The following is a 15,645-nucleotide window of genomic DNA, read 5'->3' as shown; positions in this document are numbered from 1 at the left end:
GCTGCAGGTGCCGGAGGGGCCGGTGCTGCTGGTGGATGATCTGGCGGACAGCCGCTGGACCCTCACCGTCGCGGCGCGTGTGCTGCGCCAGGCCGGCGCGACGGCGGTGCTGCCGTTCGCGCTGGGGCTGCGGGGGTAGGCCGCCCGCCGCGACTTCCGCTTCAGCGCGGCACGGGCCTCGAGGCGCAACGGCTGGTGCTGGAGGGGAAGCCTCGCGCGTCAGGCCTTGGGGGAAGTGCCTCCGAGAAGTCGCCGCACCGCGTCGGTCAGGCGCGGTATGTCGTGTCTCGCGGTTGTGTCGACGATGGCGTGGGTCGTGTCGAAGTATCGGTGCGCGAGGTGGTCGCGCACCCGTGCGATGTCGCCCCACGGGATGTCCGGCTCGAGTGCGATCACAGTGGGATCGAGCCCCTTCACCGCTTCGCCGATCTCGATCAGGCGAATGCGGATCGCGTCGAAGACGATCTCGTCGTCCGTGTCGGCGCGACGGATGTATCTGCTGATCGCATCACACGCCGCAGCGATGTCCTCCAATCGGGTGTCGACCCGTCGGATCACAACAGGATCGCCTCTCGCAGCGCGGTCTCTGCGACCTCAGGCTTCAAGCCTGTACGAGGAACCAGATCCACGGGGCGACCGAGAATGGTCTCTGCTTCGCTCTGCATCCGAAGCAGGTTGAACATCCCGACGCCCGGCGCGAGATCGACCAGCAGATCGACGTCACTGGCATCCGTGTCATCGCCTCGAGCGACACTGCCGAACACGTGAATCGCCCGGGCGCCGAGCGGCTTGAGCGCCCTTTGCAGCTCCGCAGCTTGCGCACGGACGTGCGACAGCATCTGCTCCTCACGTCCGGTACGTGGGCTGACCTCGACGACAAGTCCTGCCGCTGAGATGATCCGATCGACTGCTGCGAACGATGGTTCACGACGGCCGTTCTCGTACTCGCTGATGACGCTCTGAGGGATGCCCGCTAACTGCGCGAGGGCAGACTGAGTCAACCCGCTCTCGCTGCGGGCGAGACGAATCAGCTCTGCTGCGCGACTCATAGGAACAGTCTATCGCGAATACGCAATATTGCTAGGACGCGATACCCGACCGTTTCGAGTCTGTGGCCTGGATCAAAAGTGCTTCCGCCATCGCACTCGCGGAAGCACTTCTGATCCAGCCCGAGCAAGCGCAGCGAACCTCACCGCAGGTTGTACACTCGCTTGTACTTTCCTTCGCTGCGCGGCAGGGCGCCGGGCTCTTCCAGCACGACCTCCACGGTCGTGCCGATGTGCTGCTTGATCCGGTGCTTCAGCACTGCGGTCGCCGCGCGGCACTCCTCGATGTCCAGCGAAGGGTGTCGTTCGATCCGCACCGTCATGGAATCCAGGAGGATGGCATCCGGCGCGAAGTCGTGGATCAGCTGCGCCTGCCGGGCCGTCTGCCCTCCCGAGACGGGGATGACCACGGCGCCCAGCCGTTCCACGCCGGCGTGCGCACCCAGCCGCCGGTGAACAGGCCATACCCGCAAGCGGTGCTCCTGTTCGCTCTCGCACTGCGGGGTTAGGACTAGCTGCGCGCGTCGGCGGCTGGGTCCGACCGATCCACCAGAACGTCGAGGTATGCCTGTTCGTTCACGTCGTAGAGTCCGGCGTGGGTCATGCCCAGATGGGGGATGGTCGCGAGTGACACGAAGCTCAGCGCCAGCAGTGGCGATGCAAGCTCACAGCCAATCGAGCGGATCGCTTCGTTCGTGCGGTTGAAGTCCTGGCGCACCTGTTCAGCGCTCTCGTCGGAAAAGATGCCGACCAGGGGCAGGGCCCACGTGTGCAGGACCTCGCCGTCGCCACCGACGACGGCCACGCCCCCGCCGATGTCGACGACCGCTGCGGCAGCGCGGGCCATGAGCTCCTCGTCCGTGCCCACCACGAGCAGGTTGTAGAAGCTGTGCATGTAGGTCGTGGCGACTGCACCCGCCTTGATCCCGAATCCCCGTGTGAACCCGATCGAACGGTGCGCCGGCATCTCGAATCGCTCGATCACCGCAAGCTTCAGGATGTCCGCATTCGGATCGGGCTTCGCGTTGCCGGCGACCACCGGGACCTCGGCCACGATCTCCTGCGAGATCAGGCTGCCCTCCTCGATCTCGATCGCTCGCACATGCGCGACCGAACCTGGAGCGGGCACCGCGAAGTCGTCAGCGGTCAGCGGACGCGAAGGCCGGAGCGGATGACTCAATCGCGCATCTGCCGTCGCGGCGCGCTCCTGACGCTCGCTCGGCACCACTCTGCCATTGGCGATCACCATCGAGACCGTCACCTGTTCAAGGTCGTCGAGGATGACTGCGTCGCCGTTGCGGCCCGGAGCGAGGGATCCGATCTCGTGGTCGATGCGGTAGTACTCGGCGGGGTTGATCGTCACCATCTGGAATGCGATCACCGGATCCACGCCTTGCTCGATCGCCAGACGCACCTTGGCGTCGAGATGACCGACATCGATGAGATCGTTCGGGTCGATCTCGTCGCTGACGAGCATCATGTAGCGACTGGCGAGAGGGTGGTCACGCGCGAGTTCGATGAGGCGCATCATGTCGGGAGCCGCCGACCCGTGGCGCATCATCGCCCGCATGCCGAGGCTGATCTTCTCCCACGCCTCCGCTGCGGCCCTCGACTCGTGGTCGGAGCTCGCCCGCGTCGACGCGTAGGCCTGCAGCTCGGCTCCGGTCATCTCGGGCGCGTGGCCGGTGAAGATCTTGCCGCGCTCGAGCGTCGCGTCGATCACCGTGGCGATGTCGGAATCGTTGTTGAGCACCGGACCGGGTGGAGGCTCATTGATGCCCACGGTCTCGGGCCAGTCGAGCATTGCGATCATGTCGCCGATCGGCATCTGACGGGCCTCGTGCGCCAGGCCGTTGATCACGAAGTGCTGGGTGGGCAGGAGGTAGTACAGCTTGAGTCCCGCTGCCCAGCTCGCCTCGACCGCGCTGCGGGCGGCGCCGATGCCGCCGACCACATAGAACTCCTGAAAGTCGCAGACCGACGACGTGGTTCCGCGGCGCAGCAGCTCCTCGGCGAGCCGTGCGGGCGAGAGATGCGTGCCTCCCGCGTGGTAGTGCGCCTCGAACATGCCGGGAACGACCCACTTCCCTGTGGCGTCGATGGTCCGCCTGCCGCGCAGATTCTTCAGCCCGAACGCGGCGATGCGGCCGTTGGACATCCCCAGGTCGCCCTCGACCCATACGCCCCGGTACACGTCGAGGAGGCGCGCGCCGGTGATCACCAGGTCCAATTCGATCTCGCCCCGGGTGGCCTTGGCGAGATCCTGCATGAGTGTGGATGCTTTGGGGTTCACGGGTCCTCCGAATCGTGATGCACGGATTCAAGCGTCTGCACCTGTCACTGATGTGAGGTTGACAATCTGCACTGATATGCCCACACTAGTGCAAACGTTTGGTTCTGAGCACAACGGAGTGACAACAATGCACCAAGGCACCCTTCCCGAAGCCGTCCAGCACTCTGGCTTGACGCGTCGCAGTCTCATCCGTGCAGGCCTGATCGCGGGGCTCGGCGTGACCGCTCTGCCCGCACTGCTGGCAGCGTGCACACCCGCGCCCGGTGGTGAGAAGAAGAGCGACAAGCTGGTCGTCGGGCTGAGTCTCGGCACGCTCGCACAGCGCCGGTGGCAGTTCGACAACGACTACATGAAAGCCGCGGCCGAGCGCGCCGGCATCACGCTGCTCGTCCAGGCCGCCAACGATGACACCCGCCTGCAGGCCAGTCAAGTCGAGAACCTGCTGTCGCAGAACATCGACGTGCTGATCCTCTCCCCGATCGATGTCAAGGCGTCGGCGCCGTCTGTGGCCGCCGCGAAGGCCGCCGGGGTTCCTGTGATCTCCTACAACTCGCTCGTGCTCGACGCCGATGTCGACTACTGGGTCGCCCGCGACAACGTCGCGGTCGGAACCCTGCAGGCGGAGCTCGCCGTCGCGGCCAAGCCCCAGGGCAACTACGTGATCATCAGCGGTGAGGGCGGCGTGGACATCGCCCAGCAGAAGACCGAAGGCAACATGAAGATCCTGCAGCCGCTCATCGACAAGGGCGACATCCGCCTGGTCTCGCAGCAGTACCACCAGGCGTGGGATCCGGCGTCTGGCCTCGCGCAGCTCGAGGACGCGCTCTCCGTCACCTCCAACAAGATCGATGCCGTGCTGTGCAACTACGACGGGTTCATCGTCTCCGCCCTCCCGGCGCTGGAGAGCGCAGGCCTGCTCGGCCAGACCTTCCTCGGCGGCGAGGACGTCTTCCAGGAGGTCGCGCAGGCGATCGTGAAGGGCAACGCCACGATGAGCGCCTTCACCCCGCTGAAGGACATGGCCGAAGCCGCTATCGAGGCTGCTGCCGCACTCGGCGCGGGGAAGACGCCCACCAGCGACGCGACGATGGACAACGGGACGAAGAAGGTGCCGGGGCGGCAGATCGTCGCCATCGCCGTCACCGCCGAGAGCATGGAGCAGTTCATCGCCGACACCGGATGGCTGACCAAGGCTGAAGTGTACGGCTGAGTCCCTTGGCAACGTTCGCGGCCCCGACCGACTCGATGCACCGGGAACCCGTATTGCGCATCTGCGATGTCGATGTGCGATTCGGAGCCACGCACGCCCTTCAGCAGGTCTCGCTCAGCATCGCTGCGGGTGAGCGCATCGCGCTCGCCGGGCAGAACGGCGCAGGCAAGTCGACGATCGTCAAGATCATCACGGGCGTGTACCCCCACGGCGACTACGAGGGCACCATCGAGATCGCCGGTGAGATCGTTCGCCTGCGCGGTCCCGCGGATGCCGAGGCGCTCGGCGTCGCGGTCGTTCAGCAGGAGCTCACGATCTCGCCGACCCTCACCGTGGCGGAGAATCTCCTCATCGGGCGGGAGCCGTCGCGCGGCGGTGTGATCCGGCAGAACGAGCTCGAGCGGGAGGCGAGCCGCATCCTCGACGAGGTCGGCTTGTCGCTCCCGCTGGACGCGCTCGCCGGAACGCTCAGCGTCGGCCAGCAGCAGATGATCGAGATCGCGCGCGCGGTCAGCCGTCGCGCGCGCATCCTCGTCCTGGACGAGCCCACCTCGTCACTGAGCAAGGGGGAGAGCGAGGCGCTCTTCACCCAGATCGACCGGCTGAGCGCACAGGGCGTGGCCGTCCTGTACATCTCGCATCGCCTCGACGAGCTCAAGCGTGTCGCCGACCGCGTCGTCGTGATCCGCGATGGTCGGATCGTGTTCGACGATCGCATCGAAGCAGCGCCCCGGGACGTGATCGTGCACGAGATGCTCGGCGAGCAGTATGAGGCCGTGACGCACCACATGTCCAGCGACGACGTGAGCGGACGCTCGCCGGTGCTGGAGGTGCGCGGGTGGTCCGTCCCGAGGCGGGAACCCAGCGAGCCGGCGGTGCAGAACATCGATCTCACGGTGCGAGCCGGCGAGATCGCCGCCATCTACGGCGCCGTCGGGTCCGGCCGAACCGAACTCCTCATGAGCCTCTACGGTGCGCGTGCCGGGCGCGGCACGGTGCTGCTCGAGGGACGCCCGCATGCGGTGAGCTCTCCACGGCGCGCTGTGCGCGCGGGTATAGCGCTGGTCAGTGAGGACCGCAAGGCGCTCGGGCTGCAGCCGTGGATGTCCACCGCCGAGAACATCACGCTTTCGGTGCTCGAGCGCGTCGGCGCTGCGGGCTTTCCGCGCGAGCGCAGCGAATCCGACTTCGCGCTCCGGCGCGCCCGGTCGGTCGGCCTCCCCGACCGCATGGTGCCGTTGCGCATCACAGGCCTCAGCGGCGGCAACCAGCAGAAGGCGATGCTGGCCAGGGCGCTCGCCTCAACCCCGCGGCTGCTGCTGCTCGACGAACCGACGCGCGGAGTGGACGTCGGCGCCAAGGCCGACCTGCATGCGACTCTCCGCGGATTGGCCGACGAGGGCATCGCCGTCGTGTGGGTGAGCTCCGAAGCCGAAGAAGTGCTCGAGGTCGCGCACAACGTGCACGTGATGCGCGATGGGCAGCTCGTCGCGACGTTCCGATCGGACGAGGCCACCGTGCCGACCCTCGTCGCCACCGCGTCTTCGACCGAGAGCTCCGTCGAAGAGCATCCCGAGAAGAGTAGGAAGTGATGAACGTCTCTGAACTGAAACCCACGCCACCGGCGGTCGCACCGCCGTTCGACGTGCAGTCGCTCGTGGGAACGATCCTGCGCCGGTATGGCCTCATCATCGTGCTGATCATCCTGGCGATCGTGTTCCAGGTGCTCACGGACGACCTCTTCCTCTCCTCCCGCAACGTCGCCGTCCTGCTGCGGCAGGCGTCGATCACGGGCATCGTCGCGTGCGGCGTCTGCCTCGTGATCGTGAGCGGCGAGATCGACCTCTCGATCGGATCCGCCGTGGGGCTCGCCGCGATCGGGTTCGCGTACCTCGTCTCGATCGCCGGGTGGCCGCCGCTGCAGGCGCTCGCCGCGACGGCAGTGCTCGGCGTCGTGCTCGGGGCCTGGCAGGGATTCCTGGTGGCGGTGGTCGGCGTGCCGGCGTTCGTCGTGACGCTGGCGGGATTGCTGATCTTCAAGGGCATCGGCCTGATCGTGACCAACGGAAACACGATCTCGGGTCTGCCTCCGGAGGTGGTATGGGTCGGCTCCGGGCTGCTCGATCTGCCGGCGACCGCGATCTTCGCGGCGAGCCTGCTGGTGGTGTTCCTCGGCGTGCAGGCTCTGGCGGGCCGCCTCAACCCGCAGGCACTGCGCCGCAACTGGCTGCGAATCGCCCTCGCGGCCGTCTTGGTCGGCACCGGTCTGTTCTATGTCGCGACGGGCCCTGGCCTGCCGGTTCCGGTCGCGATTCTCGCGGTCGTCGGAGTCGGGCTCGCGCTCGTCGCATCTCGGACGACATTCGGCCGACACCTGTATGCGATCGGCGGGAACCGGGAGGCCGCGCGCTTGGGCGGCATCCGGATCACGCGCGACATCTTCCTGATCTTCTGCATCATGGGCGTGCTGTATGCGATCGCCGGCCTCGTGCTCGTCGGACGCCTCAACGGAGCCCCGCCGGACGGCGCACCCTTCCTGGAGCTCGACGCGATCGCGGCGGCGGTCATCGGCGGCACGAGCCTGATGGGGGGCGTCGGCCGGGTCGGCGGTGCGATGCTGGGTGCCATCCTCACGGCGAGCGTCAGCAACGGACTGAGTCTGATGAACGTCAACAGCTTCTTCCAGATGATCGCCAGCGGGCTCATCCTGGTGGCGGCCGTCGCGATCGACATCCGGGGCAAGCGCAATCGCCGGCTCAGCTGACATGCTGCCGTCCGACTGCCTCGTGCTCGCCCTGGAGGACACTCAGGAGCTGCTCTTCGCAGACGTCCGAGGACGGGAGCTGGGCCGGATCGCCGCGAGCGGATTCCCCCGGTTCCCGGCCGCCCGCCCCGGGGGTGGTCTGGCGTATGTCGCCATCACCTCGGCGTCTGAGCCGTGGCAGGTGGTCGTGGTGGTGGTGGATGCCGCAGGCACGCCGATCGATGTGATTCCGGGTGCTGCGGTGTTCGCCGCCCCCGTGTGGTCGGCGGACGGCCAGCGGCTCCTGTTCCTGCGTGGTGACAGCGGCGCCGCGGAGATCGTCGAGTGGGCGGCCGCTGATGGCACCTGCACGGTGCTCAAGGCGGGTGAGACGCTGCGGAGTGCCGCATGGGATGCCGAGGGTCGGCTGATCTGGTCGGCGGGTGGAGAGATCCGCGCCGAGGGCAGGGCGGAGCCGATCAGCGAGGTTGCGGCGGCTGCCGGGCTCTCCGAGTTCGGTAGCGATGATCTCTACGCCACCGTCGACCAACTGGCGATCTCCCCGGACGGCTCGGTGGCCGGGGTCGAGCGCTGGTACCGTCAGGGGCTCTCACCTGCCGAGCACGTCATCAGAGTGCGCGACGGCGAGCTGGCTCGGCAGTTCGCCGGCCGGTATCCGCGCTGGATGCCGGACGGGGGTCTGCTCGTCACGCTCGGCGATGGCAGCGTGGGAGTCTCCGGCTGCAGCGCCGTCGAACTGTCGGGCCGGCCGGTGCATTCGGCCGAGTGGATCGTCTGAGCCGGTCTGCTGTCACGGCCGGCCGTCGACCAGCGAAGGACCCACTCGAGCAGCGCTCGAGGCGCGGATCCTCAGCTGCGCGGGATACGTCTTCGACTGCACCGGGATGTCCTCGATGAGGTCGGCGAGGCCGTTCATCGCCTCGCGGCCCATCGTCGGCAACGGGATGGCCACGCTCGAGAGGGGCACGGACATGGCCTCGGACAGCCGGGTGTCGTTGAATCCGACGATCGCGAGATCCTCGGGGATCCGGATCGCCAGATCGCGTGCCGCGGCCATGATGCCGATTGCAACATAGTCATTCGCTGCGAAGATCGCTGTCGGCCGATCATCGCCCGCGAGCAGCCGATTGCCTGCTTCGACACCACTGTCGATGCTCAAGTCGGATGCGAGGATGAGTGCGTCGTCGGCAGGGAGCCCTGCGCTCTTCATGGCGCGGACGTACCCGCGTTGTCGGTCCACGCCCGTCGAGGTGTTCATGACACCACCGACGTGCGCGATCCGCCGGTGCCCGCGGTCGAGCAGGTGGCGGGTCGCGAGATACGCGCCGAGCTCGTCGTCGGCATGGAACCATACGTGGTCGCTGCTGCCACGGTTGAGCAGCACGAACGGCACGCCGCGGTCGGCGAGTCGGTCGATCGTCGGGTCATCCAGCCGGGCTGCGGCGATCAGAAAGCCATCGACCCTGCGATCGAGCAGCCGTTGGGTCGCGTTGTCGAACCGTTCGGGATCATCGCCGCTGCTGACGGTGATCGCCTGATAGCCCCGGGCTTCTGCTGCGGACTCGGCTGATTCGAACACCGTCGCGATCACGTTGTCGACGAGTCTCGGGATCACCAGTCCGATGGTGCGCGTCCGGTGCGTGCGCAGGCTGCGCGCCCATGGGTTCGGCTCGAATCCGAGCTCGTCGGCGATCGCGCGGATGCGCGCGACGGTCTCGACGCTCACAGGCCTGGCGGGGTTCGAGTCGAGGGCGCGCGACACCGTCGACACGTGTACGTTGGCCCGCTCGGCAATGCTTTGCAGCGTGACGTGCCCAGTCCTCCGCTCGCTCATGCATTGATTCTAGGAGCTTTGCTCAGGGAGGTTGACACTGGTTCGCGATCCCCGTTAGAGTCGTGTGCAAACGTTTGGCGTAGGAGGAATATCGTGGGATACATCGTCGGGGTGGACATCGGCGGGACCTTCACAGACGTCGCAGCGATCTCGATCGAGACGGGCGAGACCTTTACGACCAAAGCCCGCACGACGCCATGGGACCTCATCGAGGGACTCATCGAGGGCCTCCGTCTCGTGTCCGAGCAGGCCGGCCTCACCGTTGAGGAGCTGCTGGCCGACACGGAGAAGTTCGCCCACGGCACAACCCAGACCTCGAACGTGATCTTCACGTGGGTCGGCGCGAAGACCGGCCTGATCACCACCCGGGGCTTCGCCGACGAGGTCCTGATCATGCGCGCTCGGGGACGCGTCGCCGGCCTCGGCCTGGCCGACCGGCGGCACCTGCGGGCGACGCAGAAGCCGCCGCAGATCGTGCCGCGCGAGCTCATCGTCGAAGTCTCCGAGCGGGTCGACTTCCGTGGTCGCGCCGTCGTCGAGCTGACCCGGGACGAGGCGGAACGCGCGGTGCGCTCGCTCCTGGATCAGGGAGTGGAATCGATCGCGGTCTCGCTCCTGTGGTCGCACGAGAACCCCGATCACGAACTGCTCCTCCGGTCCGTCATCGAGGAGCTGGCCCCCGGCATGCACGTGAGTCTGGGCCATCAGCTCGCGCGAGTCACCGGCGAGTACGAGCGTGCGTCGACCGCGGTCGTCAACGCATTCGTCGCCCCCACGGTCGAGCGCTACATGGAGCGCCTCGTCTCGACGCTCGACGGCCTTCAGCTGAGCGCACCTCTCCTGGTGCTGCAGGCCAGTGGTGGCGTCACGAGCGCCGAGCAGTCGGTGCCGGTCAAGACGATCGAGAGCGGCCCGGCCGCGGGAATGGTCGCCGTGAAGGCGCTGATGGAAACCGTCGGCCACCGCAACGTGATCGCGACGGATGTCGGGGGCACCACGTTCAAGGTGGGTCTGCTGGTCAACGGCGAATGGTCGGTGACGCAGGAGACGATCATCAACCAGTACAGCCTGCTGATCCCCATGATCGACCTCGTCTCGATCGGGGCCGGCGGCGGCAGCATCGCCTGGGTGGACGACACCCGGCTGCGGATCGGCCCGCAGAGCGCCGGCGGTGACCCGGGTGCCGCCTGCTACGGCTGGGGAGGCACCGAGCCGACGGTCACGGACGCCGATGTCGTGCTCGGCTTCCTCAATCCGGAGCGCTTCCTCGGCGGACGGCTCAGCCTGCGCAAGGACCTTGCCGAGAAGGCGATCAAGGAGCACGTCGCTGACAAGCTCTTCGACGGCGATGTCGTGCGCGCCGCGGCCGGAATCAGGCAGATCGTGGATGCGCAGATGGGCGACCTGGTGCGCAAGGCGAGCGTCGAGCGAGGCCACGACCCACGCGATTTCGTGCTCATCGCCTACGGCGGCGCTGGCCCTCTGCACGCCACGGGATACTCGCGCGGCATCGGCGTGGGCACGATTCTCGTGCCTGAGGCGGCCACCGGCTATTCCGCGTACGGTGCCGCGGCCAGTGACATCCAGCACTCGCTCAACCGCTCGGTGCGACCCGAGCTGCTCGCAGACGGCGCCGCGCTGGACGCCGCGTACCTGGAGTTGGAGTCCGAAGCCCGCGACCTGGTCGCCGCACAGAGCGTCGAGCCGTCCCGCATCGTCGCATCCCGCTGGGCGGAGATGCGCTACCAGCGTCAGCTCCACGACGTGCGAGTCACCTGCCCCGACGTGCCCGCCGAGCGGGTCGCCGACGAACTGCGGAGCGCGTTCATCGAACGATATGCCGCGCTGTACGGCGCGAATGCGACGCTTCCGAACGCGCAGCCGCAGCTGCTGCGCATCGGCGTCGACGTCACCGGCCGGATCGCCCGCCCCTCGATCGACGCGTATGAACCGGCCGACGAGGATGCGTCGGCGGCGGCATCCGGAACGCGCGAGGTGTTCTGGCCCGAGCAGATGGAATGGGTCACCACGCGCATCTACGACGGCTCGAAACTGCGTCCTGGCAACAGGCTGCAGGGGCCGGCGATCATCGAGCAGCCTGGCACCACGATCGTCGTGCCCGCGGGCGCTGACTCCGTCGTGGACCGATTCGGCAACAACGTCATCAACCTGGGCCTGGGAGAGAGCAAATGAACGATCAGCTGGATCCGGTGACATTCGAGGTGGTCTGGCATCGCCTCCTGGACATCACGGAGGAGATGGGCATCAAGTACATGCGCACATCGGGATCGCCGATCCTGGTCGGCGCCTACGATGCGAGCACCGGCATCTGCCTTCCCGATGGGCAGCTCGTCGCCATGGGGCCCTACATCTCCACCCAGGCTCACGTGATACGCCTCATCGTCGAGGCGACCATCGCGAAGCGGCGAAAGAGCCCGGGGATCAATCCGGGCGACATGTTCATCTGCAACGACCCGTACCTCGGCGCGACCCATCAGCCGGACGTCGCGACGATCGCCCCCTTCTTCTCCGGTGGGGAGCTGCACGCCTGGGTCGGATCATCCGGCCACTGGCTCGATATCGGCGGTGCGGAGCCCGGTGGGTTCAACATGAACGCCACGAGCGTGTTCGACGAGGGCCTGCGCCTTCCCCCGACCCTCCTCATGCAGGACGGTGAGATCCGCGAGGACATGGTCGAGCTGATCATGAACCAGATCCGCGAGCCACTCGTCGAACTCGACCTGCGCGGTCAGGTCGTCTCCAACCAGACCGGCACCGAGCGCCTTGCAGAGGTCTACGACGCGTACGGCCCCTCGATCGTCGACGCGGTCATGCGTGAGGGGATAGACCACGTCGAGCGTCGCCTGCGCGCACGCCTGCTCTCGCTCCCGGACGGGGTGTGGCGCGAGGTGCAGTTCCTGGACCACGACGGTCACCGGCCGAACCTGCGCAAGCTGGTCTGCACGATCACCAAGCGCGGCGACCGGCTCAAGATCGATTACACGGGCACGGATCCACAGGTCGCAGGCTTTGCGAACTCATCGTTCGGCGGTCTGCGTGCAGCCACGCTCAGCGGCGTCTGCATCATGCTCGGCTACGACCTGACATGGAACGACGGCGTCTCACGCTGTGTCGATGTGGTCGCGCCGCCGCGCACGGCGATCACTGCTGAATATCCGACTCCGGTGTCGATGTCGACCATCTCGGCGATCATCGTGAACCTGAACCTCGTCTTCGGCGCGCTCTCCAAGATGTTGCTGACGAGCCCGGCGCACCACGAGGAGGCCATGGCCAACTGGTGCGGCACCTCGCTCGGGCTGTCGATGATCGGTCCCAACGACCGTGGCGTCATGACCGTGGCACCCGAGTCCAGCCACTTCGCGGCCGGCACTGGCGCGCGCACCTACGCGGATGGTGTCGACACCGGCGGAATCATCATCAACACGACCGCGAACATCCCTTCGGTCGAGCAGACCGAGGGGGAGTACCCGCTGCTTTATCTGTTCCGGCGCCAGCTCACCGACTCCGGCGGGCCCGGCCGATTCCGCGGCGGCATGTCGGCGGGAGTGGCGATCGCACCGTATGGATCCCCCGGAGAGGTGAAGACGACCTTTGCCGGCGTGGGCGTCGACACCCCCAACGCGTTCGGACTGGGAGGCGGGCTGCCCGGTGCTGCCGTGCGGTTCATCCGGTACACGGATGCGGGTCTGCCTGCGATGCTCGGTGCCGGCGCGGGGCTCGCGGGCGGGGAGGGAGACATCCCCGGAATCGCAGCGGTCACCGAGATCAACCGCTCGCTCGCCCCGTTCGAGGAGAGCACGGTCGAGTACCACAACTGGCAGGGCGGCGGCGGCTACGGCGACCCCATCGAACGGGATCCCCAGGCTGTGCGCGCTGACGTCGTCGCGCTCGCCGTCTCACCGGAGGTGGCGCTGGATGTCTACGGCGTGGCGGTCCGCGACGGCGTCGTGGACGCGAACGCCACCGAGGCGCGCCGTGAGGCGATCCGCGCCGCGCGCCGCAGCGCACGCCCCGCGGGGGAGCAGCTGACCGAGGCGGTGGAGGATGACAGCGCTGAGGCCCCGCTCGCGACGGACGGAACCACCACGTACGGCGACCTCGTGCACTTCGATTTCACGGCGAATGAGTGCCGCTGCCTGGCGTGCGGTCACCGGCTGGGCACTGCGGGGGCGGACTTCCGCCGCGGCTGCCTGCTGGAGATCTCGGGCGTCGAGCAGGCGGGCCCGGGACGCGGTCAGGACTACGGACGCAATGCGGTGCAGCTGCGCCGGTTCTACTGCCCCGGATGCGCCCGACAGCTCGATGTGGAGGTCGCTGCGCCGACCGGCCCGCATTCCAGCTTCCGTGTGCTCGCACCCTCAGGCGCCTGAGCGCTCTCCAACGACACGATCAGGGGCAGGTGAGATGATGAGCAGCGGTTCTGAGACCTCGGACTGGTCGCGCATACCCGCGGCGCTCGCCTCCGACGTATCGGGGCGCTCAGGCGCGATGGCCGGCGCGATCCGGGCTTTGAGCGGTGATCGTCTGGTCGGCAGGGCGCATACCCTGCGCGTCGTGGCCGGTGACAACCGCAGCATCCACTTCGCGCTCGCCACGACGGAGCCTGGTTCCGTCCTCGTCGTCGACGCAGGCGGCTACGCCGATCGGGCCGTGTGGGGCGGGGTGCTCACGGAAGCGGCGATGCTTCGCGGGATCGCGGGGCTCGTCCTCGACGGCGCCATCCGCGACCTCGCGGAGATCCGGGAGCGGGGCTTTCCGGTCTTCGCTCGCGGCACGTCCCCTGCGGGCCCGCACAAGAGCGGGGGCGGGACGGCGCGCGGGATCATCAGCTGTGGCGGTGTAGCGGTCGCGCAGGGCGACCTGATCGTCGCCGACCTCGACGGTGTCACCGTCGTCCCTCAGGCCAGGATCAGCGCGACGCTGGACGCGGCCAAGAAGAGGCATTCGCTCGAACGGAGTTGGGTCGACAGGATCCGAGCCGGAGAGGACAGCGCGGCCGTGCTCGGACTCGGCCCTGAGCAGGTAGGAGAGTAATCATGCAATTGGCTCGCATCATCGACGGCGCTCAGGAGGAGTTCGCCGTCCGTCAGCGCGACACCGACCATTGGATGCCGATCAGCGGCCTCGGAATCGACGCTCGCAGCACCCGCGACGTGATCGAGCACTGGGACGAGCTCGTCTCGGCACTGCCGCAGTCGCGTGCCGCGATCGCGCCCGACATCGCACTCGGCTGCCCGGTGGTGGCGCCGGGGAAGATCCTCGCGATCGGACTCAACTACCTCGACCACATCAAGGAGACGGGTGCCACGCGGCCCGAGCGGCCGATCGTCTTCGCGAAGTACCCCAGCGCGCTCGCCGGCCCCGCGCAGGACACCCTGCACGACCCGTCGCTGACAGCGAAGCTCGACTACGAGGCGGAGCTCGCCGTCGTGATCGGCAGGCCTTCGCGACGCCTGACCCGCGACACGGCGATGGACGCCGTGTTCGGCTACGCCGTCGCCAATGACATCTCGGCACGTGACCTGCAGGTGACAGACGCCCAGTTCTCACGATCGAAGAGCTTCGACACCTTCTGTCCCATCGGGCCGTGGATCACGACCGCAGACGGGGTCCCCTCACCGGAGGACCTCTCCATCCGCTCGTCGGTGAACGGCGAGGTGCGCCAGAACTCCAGCACCGGCCAGATGCTGTTCGGCATCGTCGACCTGCTGGTCTTCCTGTCGTCGACCATGACGCTCTGGCCGGGTGATGTGATCCTCACCGGCACGCCTCCCGGTGTGGGCCTCGGATTCAATCCTCCCCGGTTCCTGGCCGCTGGCGACGTCGTCGAGTGCGCGATCGAGGGCCTCGGCTCGATCCGCAATCGAGTCGTGCTCGATGCGAGCGGGTGAGCCTTCCGCACCGGGAGCAGGCCGGCGGCGCTCGATGCGCGTCGCTCTTCGGTGTGCTGTGAGCGGGGCCGGGGTGCTCACTGCGGGGGAGTCACCCCGGTCCCACCCTCAGCGCAGGTCGTACACCCGCTTGTACTTGCCCTCACTGCGCGGCAGCGCGCCGGGCTCCTCCAGCACGACCTCGACCGTGGTGCCGATGTGCTGCTTGATCCGGTGCGCCAGTACCACCGTCGCTGCGCGGCACTCCTCGACGCTCAGTGCGGGATGCCGCTCGATGCGCACGGTCATCGAGTCCAGCCTCCCCTCGCGGCGCAGCTCGAGGACGAAGTGCGGTGTGAGCGCCTCCATGCCCATCACGAGCTCCTCGATCTGGGTGGGGAACAGGTTCACGCCGCGCAGGATGATCATGTCGTCGTCGCGGCCGGTGATCTTCTCGATCCTGCGCACGGCGGGATACGTCGAACCGGGCAGCAGCCTGGTCAGGTCGCGGGTGCGGTATCGGATGACGGGGAATGCCTGCTTGGTGAGTGAGGTGAACACCAGTTCGCCCAGCTCTCCGTCGCCCTTCACCTGACCGGTCTCGCCG

Annotated in this window: 14 protein-coding genes; 8 read left to right on the top strand and 6 right to left on the bottom strand. The window is 67.6% G+C overall.

All coding sequences use genetic code 11. The annotated features are described in order from the left end of the window. Window positions 1-219: 219 nt before the first annotated feature. The 4 genes from WA967_RS14495 to WA967_RS14480 all read right to left on the bottom strand — a co-directional run bounded on the left by WA967_RS14495 (window position 220) and on the right by WA967_RS14480 (window position 3,204). Complete coding sequence (locus tag WA967_RS14495; protein ID WP_424424016.1) at window positions 220-558, bottom strand: DUF86 domain-containing protein; 339 nt, start codon at window positions 556-558, stop codon at window positions 220-222. Next, window positions 555-1,049 carry a nucleotidyltransferase domain-containing protein gene (locus tag WA967_RS14490; RefSeq protein WP_424424014.1) on the bottom strand — a complete coding sequence of 165 codons (495 nt, stop codon included), beginning with the start codon at window positions 1,047-1,049 and terminating at the stop codon, window positions 555-557. Before WA967_RS14490 ends, WA967_RS14495 begins: the two co-directional genes overlap by 4 nt. Before the next feature lie 140 nt (window positions 1,050-1,189). Beyond that, on the bottom strand, window positions 1,190-1,519 hold the full coding sequence (locus WA967_RS14485) for a hypothetical protein (protein ID WP_424424012.1): 330 nt from the start codon (window positions 1,517-1,519) through the stop codon (window positions 1,190-1,192). Between the two features lie 38 nt (window positions 1,520-1,557). Next, complete coding sequence (locus tag WA967_RS14480; RefSeq protein WP_424424019.1) at window positions 1,558-3,204, bottom strand: adenine deaminase C-terminal domain-containing protein; 1,647 nt, start codon at window positions 3,202-3,204, stop codon at window positions 1,558-1,560. Between the two features lie 304 nt (window positions 3,205-3,508). Between WA967_RS14480 and WA967_RS14475 the strand changes: the two genes are divergently transcribed. From WA967_RS14475 to WA967_RS14460, 4 genes are read left to right on the top strand one after another with little or no spacing between them, the layout of a single operon-like run. Further along, window positions 3,509-4,549 (top strand): substrate-binding domain-containing protein, encoded by a 1,041-nt coding sequence (locus WA967_RS14475; protein ID WP_424424010.1) that lies wholly within the window; start codon window positions 3,509-3,511, stop codon window positions 4,547-4,549. A 5-nt stretch (window positions 4,550-4,554) separates the two neighbouring features. Continuing rightward, window positions 4,555-6,141, top strand: coding sequence for a sugar ABC transporter ATP-binding protein (locus WA967_RS14470; RefSeq protein WP_424424007.1), 1,587 nt, complete (start codon window positions 4,555-4,557; stop codon window positions 6,139-6,141). After that, a complete protein-coding gene (locus WA967_RS14465) occupies window positions 6,141-7,313 on the top strand; it encodes a sugar ABC transporter permease (protein WP_424424005.1) in 1,173 nt (390 codons plus the stop codon). The genes WA967_RS14470 and WA967_RS14465 overlap by 1 nt, the downstream gene beginning before the upstream one ends. Before the next feature lies 1 nt (window position 7,314). Beyond that, window positions 7,315-8,091 carry a hypothetical protein gene (locus tag WA967_RS14460; RefSeq protein WP_424424003.1) on the top strand — a complete coding sequence of 259 codons (777 nt, stop codon included), beginning with the start codon at window positions 7,315-7,317 and terminating at the stop codon, window positions 8,089-8,091. Between the two features lie 12 nt (window positions 8,092-8,103). Here WA967_RS14460 and WA967_RS14455 read toward each other — a convergent pair whose 3' ends face one another. After that, window positions 8,104-9,147 (bottom strand): LacI family DNA-binding transcriptional regulator, encoded by a 1,044-nt coding sequence (locus tag WA967_RS14455; RefSeq protein WP_424424001.1) that lies wholly within the window; start codon window positions 9,145-9,147, stop codon window positions 8,104-8,106. A 93-nt stretch (window positions 9,148-9,240) separates the two neighbouring features. Between WA967_RS14455 and WA967_RS14450 the strand changes: the two genes are divergently transcribed. Genes WA967_RS14450 through WA967_RS14435 form a run of 4 tightly spaced genes read left to right on the top strand, consistent with a single transcriptional unit; the run spans window position 9,241 to window position 15,059 of the window. Next, the gene (locus WA967_RS14450; protein ID WP_424423999.1) at window positions 9,241-11,340 is read left to right on the top strand and encodes a hydantoinase/oxoprolinase family protein; all 2,100 of its coding nucleotides are present in this window, start codon (window positions 9,241-9,243) and stop codon (window positions 11,338-11,340) included. After that, complete coding sequence (locus WA967_RS14445; protein WP_424423997.1) at window positions 11,337-13,538, top strand: hydantoinase B/oxoprolinase family protein; 2,202 nt, start codon at window positions 11,337-11,339, stop codon at window positions 13,536-13,538. The genes WA967_RS14450 and WA967_RS14445 overlap by 4 nt, the downstream gene beginning before the upstream one ends. Before the next feature lie 37 nt (window positions 13,539-13,575). Further along, a complete protein-coding gene (locus WA967_RS14440) occupies window positions 13,576-14,202 on the top strand; it encodes an RraA family protein (RefSeq protein WP_424423994.1) in 627 nt (208 codons plus the stop codon). Between the two features lie 2 nt (window positions 14,203-14,204). Next, window positions 14,205-15,059, top strand: a complete 855-nt coding sequence (locus tag WA967_RS14435) for a fumarylacetoacetate hydrolase family protein (RefSeq protein WP_424423992.1) — start codon at window positions 14,205-14,207, stop codon at window positions 15,057-15,059. Window positions 15,060-15,167: 108 nt separating this feature from the next. Here the strand turns inward: WA967_RS14435 and WA967_RS14430 are convergent. Next, a partial coding sequence (locus WA967_RS14430; RefSeq protein WP_424423989.1) for a phenylacetate--CoA ligase family protein occupies window positions 15,168-15,645 on the bottom strand: 478 nt, incomplete at its 5' end.

The organism is Microbacterium sp. (assembly GCF_049650565.1).
In the GTDB taxonomy this organism is placed as follows: Bacteria; Actinomycetota; Actinomycetes; order Actinomycetales; family Microbacteriaceae; genus Microbacterium.
The sequence above is the reverse complement of the archived record's forward strand: the minus strand, read 5'-3'. Positions and strand labels throughout refer to the sequence as shown.

Bases quoted from the DNA above. Each gene is read 5' to 3' on its own strand.
- WA967_RS14490 (WP_424424014.1), bottom strand. From the start codon at position 1,049: ATGAGTCGCGCAGCAGAGCTGATTCGTCTCGCCCGCAGCGAGAGCGGG.
- WA967_RS14445 (WP_424423997.1), top strand. From the start codon at position 11,337: ATGAACGATCAGCTGGATCCGGTGACATTCGAGGTGGTCTGGCATCGC.
- WA967_RS14480 (WP_424424019.1), bottom strand. From the start codon at position 3,204: ATGTCCAACGGCCGCATCGCCGCGTTCGGGCTGAAGAATCTGCGCGGC.
- WA967_RS14465 (WP_424424005.1), top strand. From the start codon at position 6,141: ATGAACGTCTCTGAACTGAAACCCACGCCACCGGCGGTCGCACCGCCG.
- WA967_RS14460 (WP_424424003.1), top strand. From the start codon at position 7,315: ATGCTGCCGTCCGACTGCCTCGTGCTCGCCCTGGAGGACACTCAGGAG.
- WA967_RS14455 (WP_424424001.1), bottom strand. From the start codon at position 9,147: ATGAGCGAGCGGAGGACTGGGCACGTCACGCTGCAAAGCATTGCCGAG.
- WA967_RS14435 (WP_424423992.1), top strand. From the start codon at position 14,205: ATGCAATTGGCTCGCATCATCGACGGCGCTCAGGAGGAGTTCGCCGTC.
- WA967_RS14440 (WP_424423994.1), top strand. From the start codon at position 13,576: ATGAGCAGCGGTTCTGAGACCTCGGACTGGTCGCGCATACCCGCGGCG.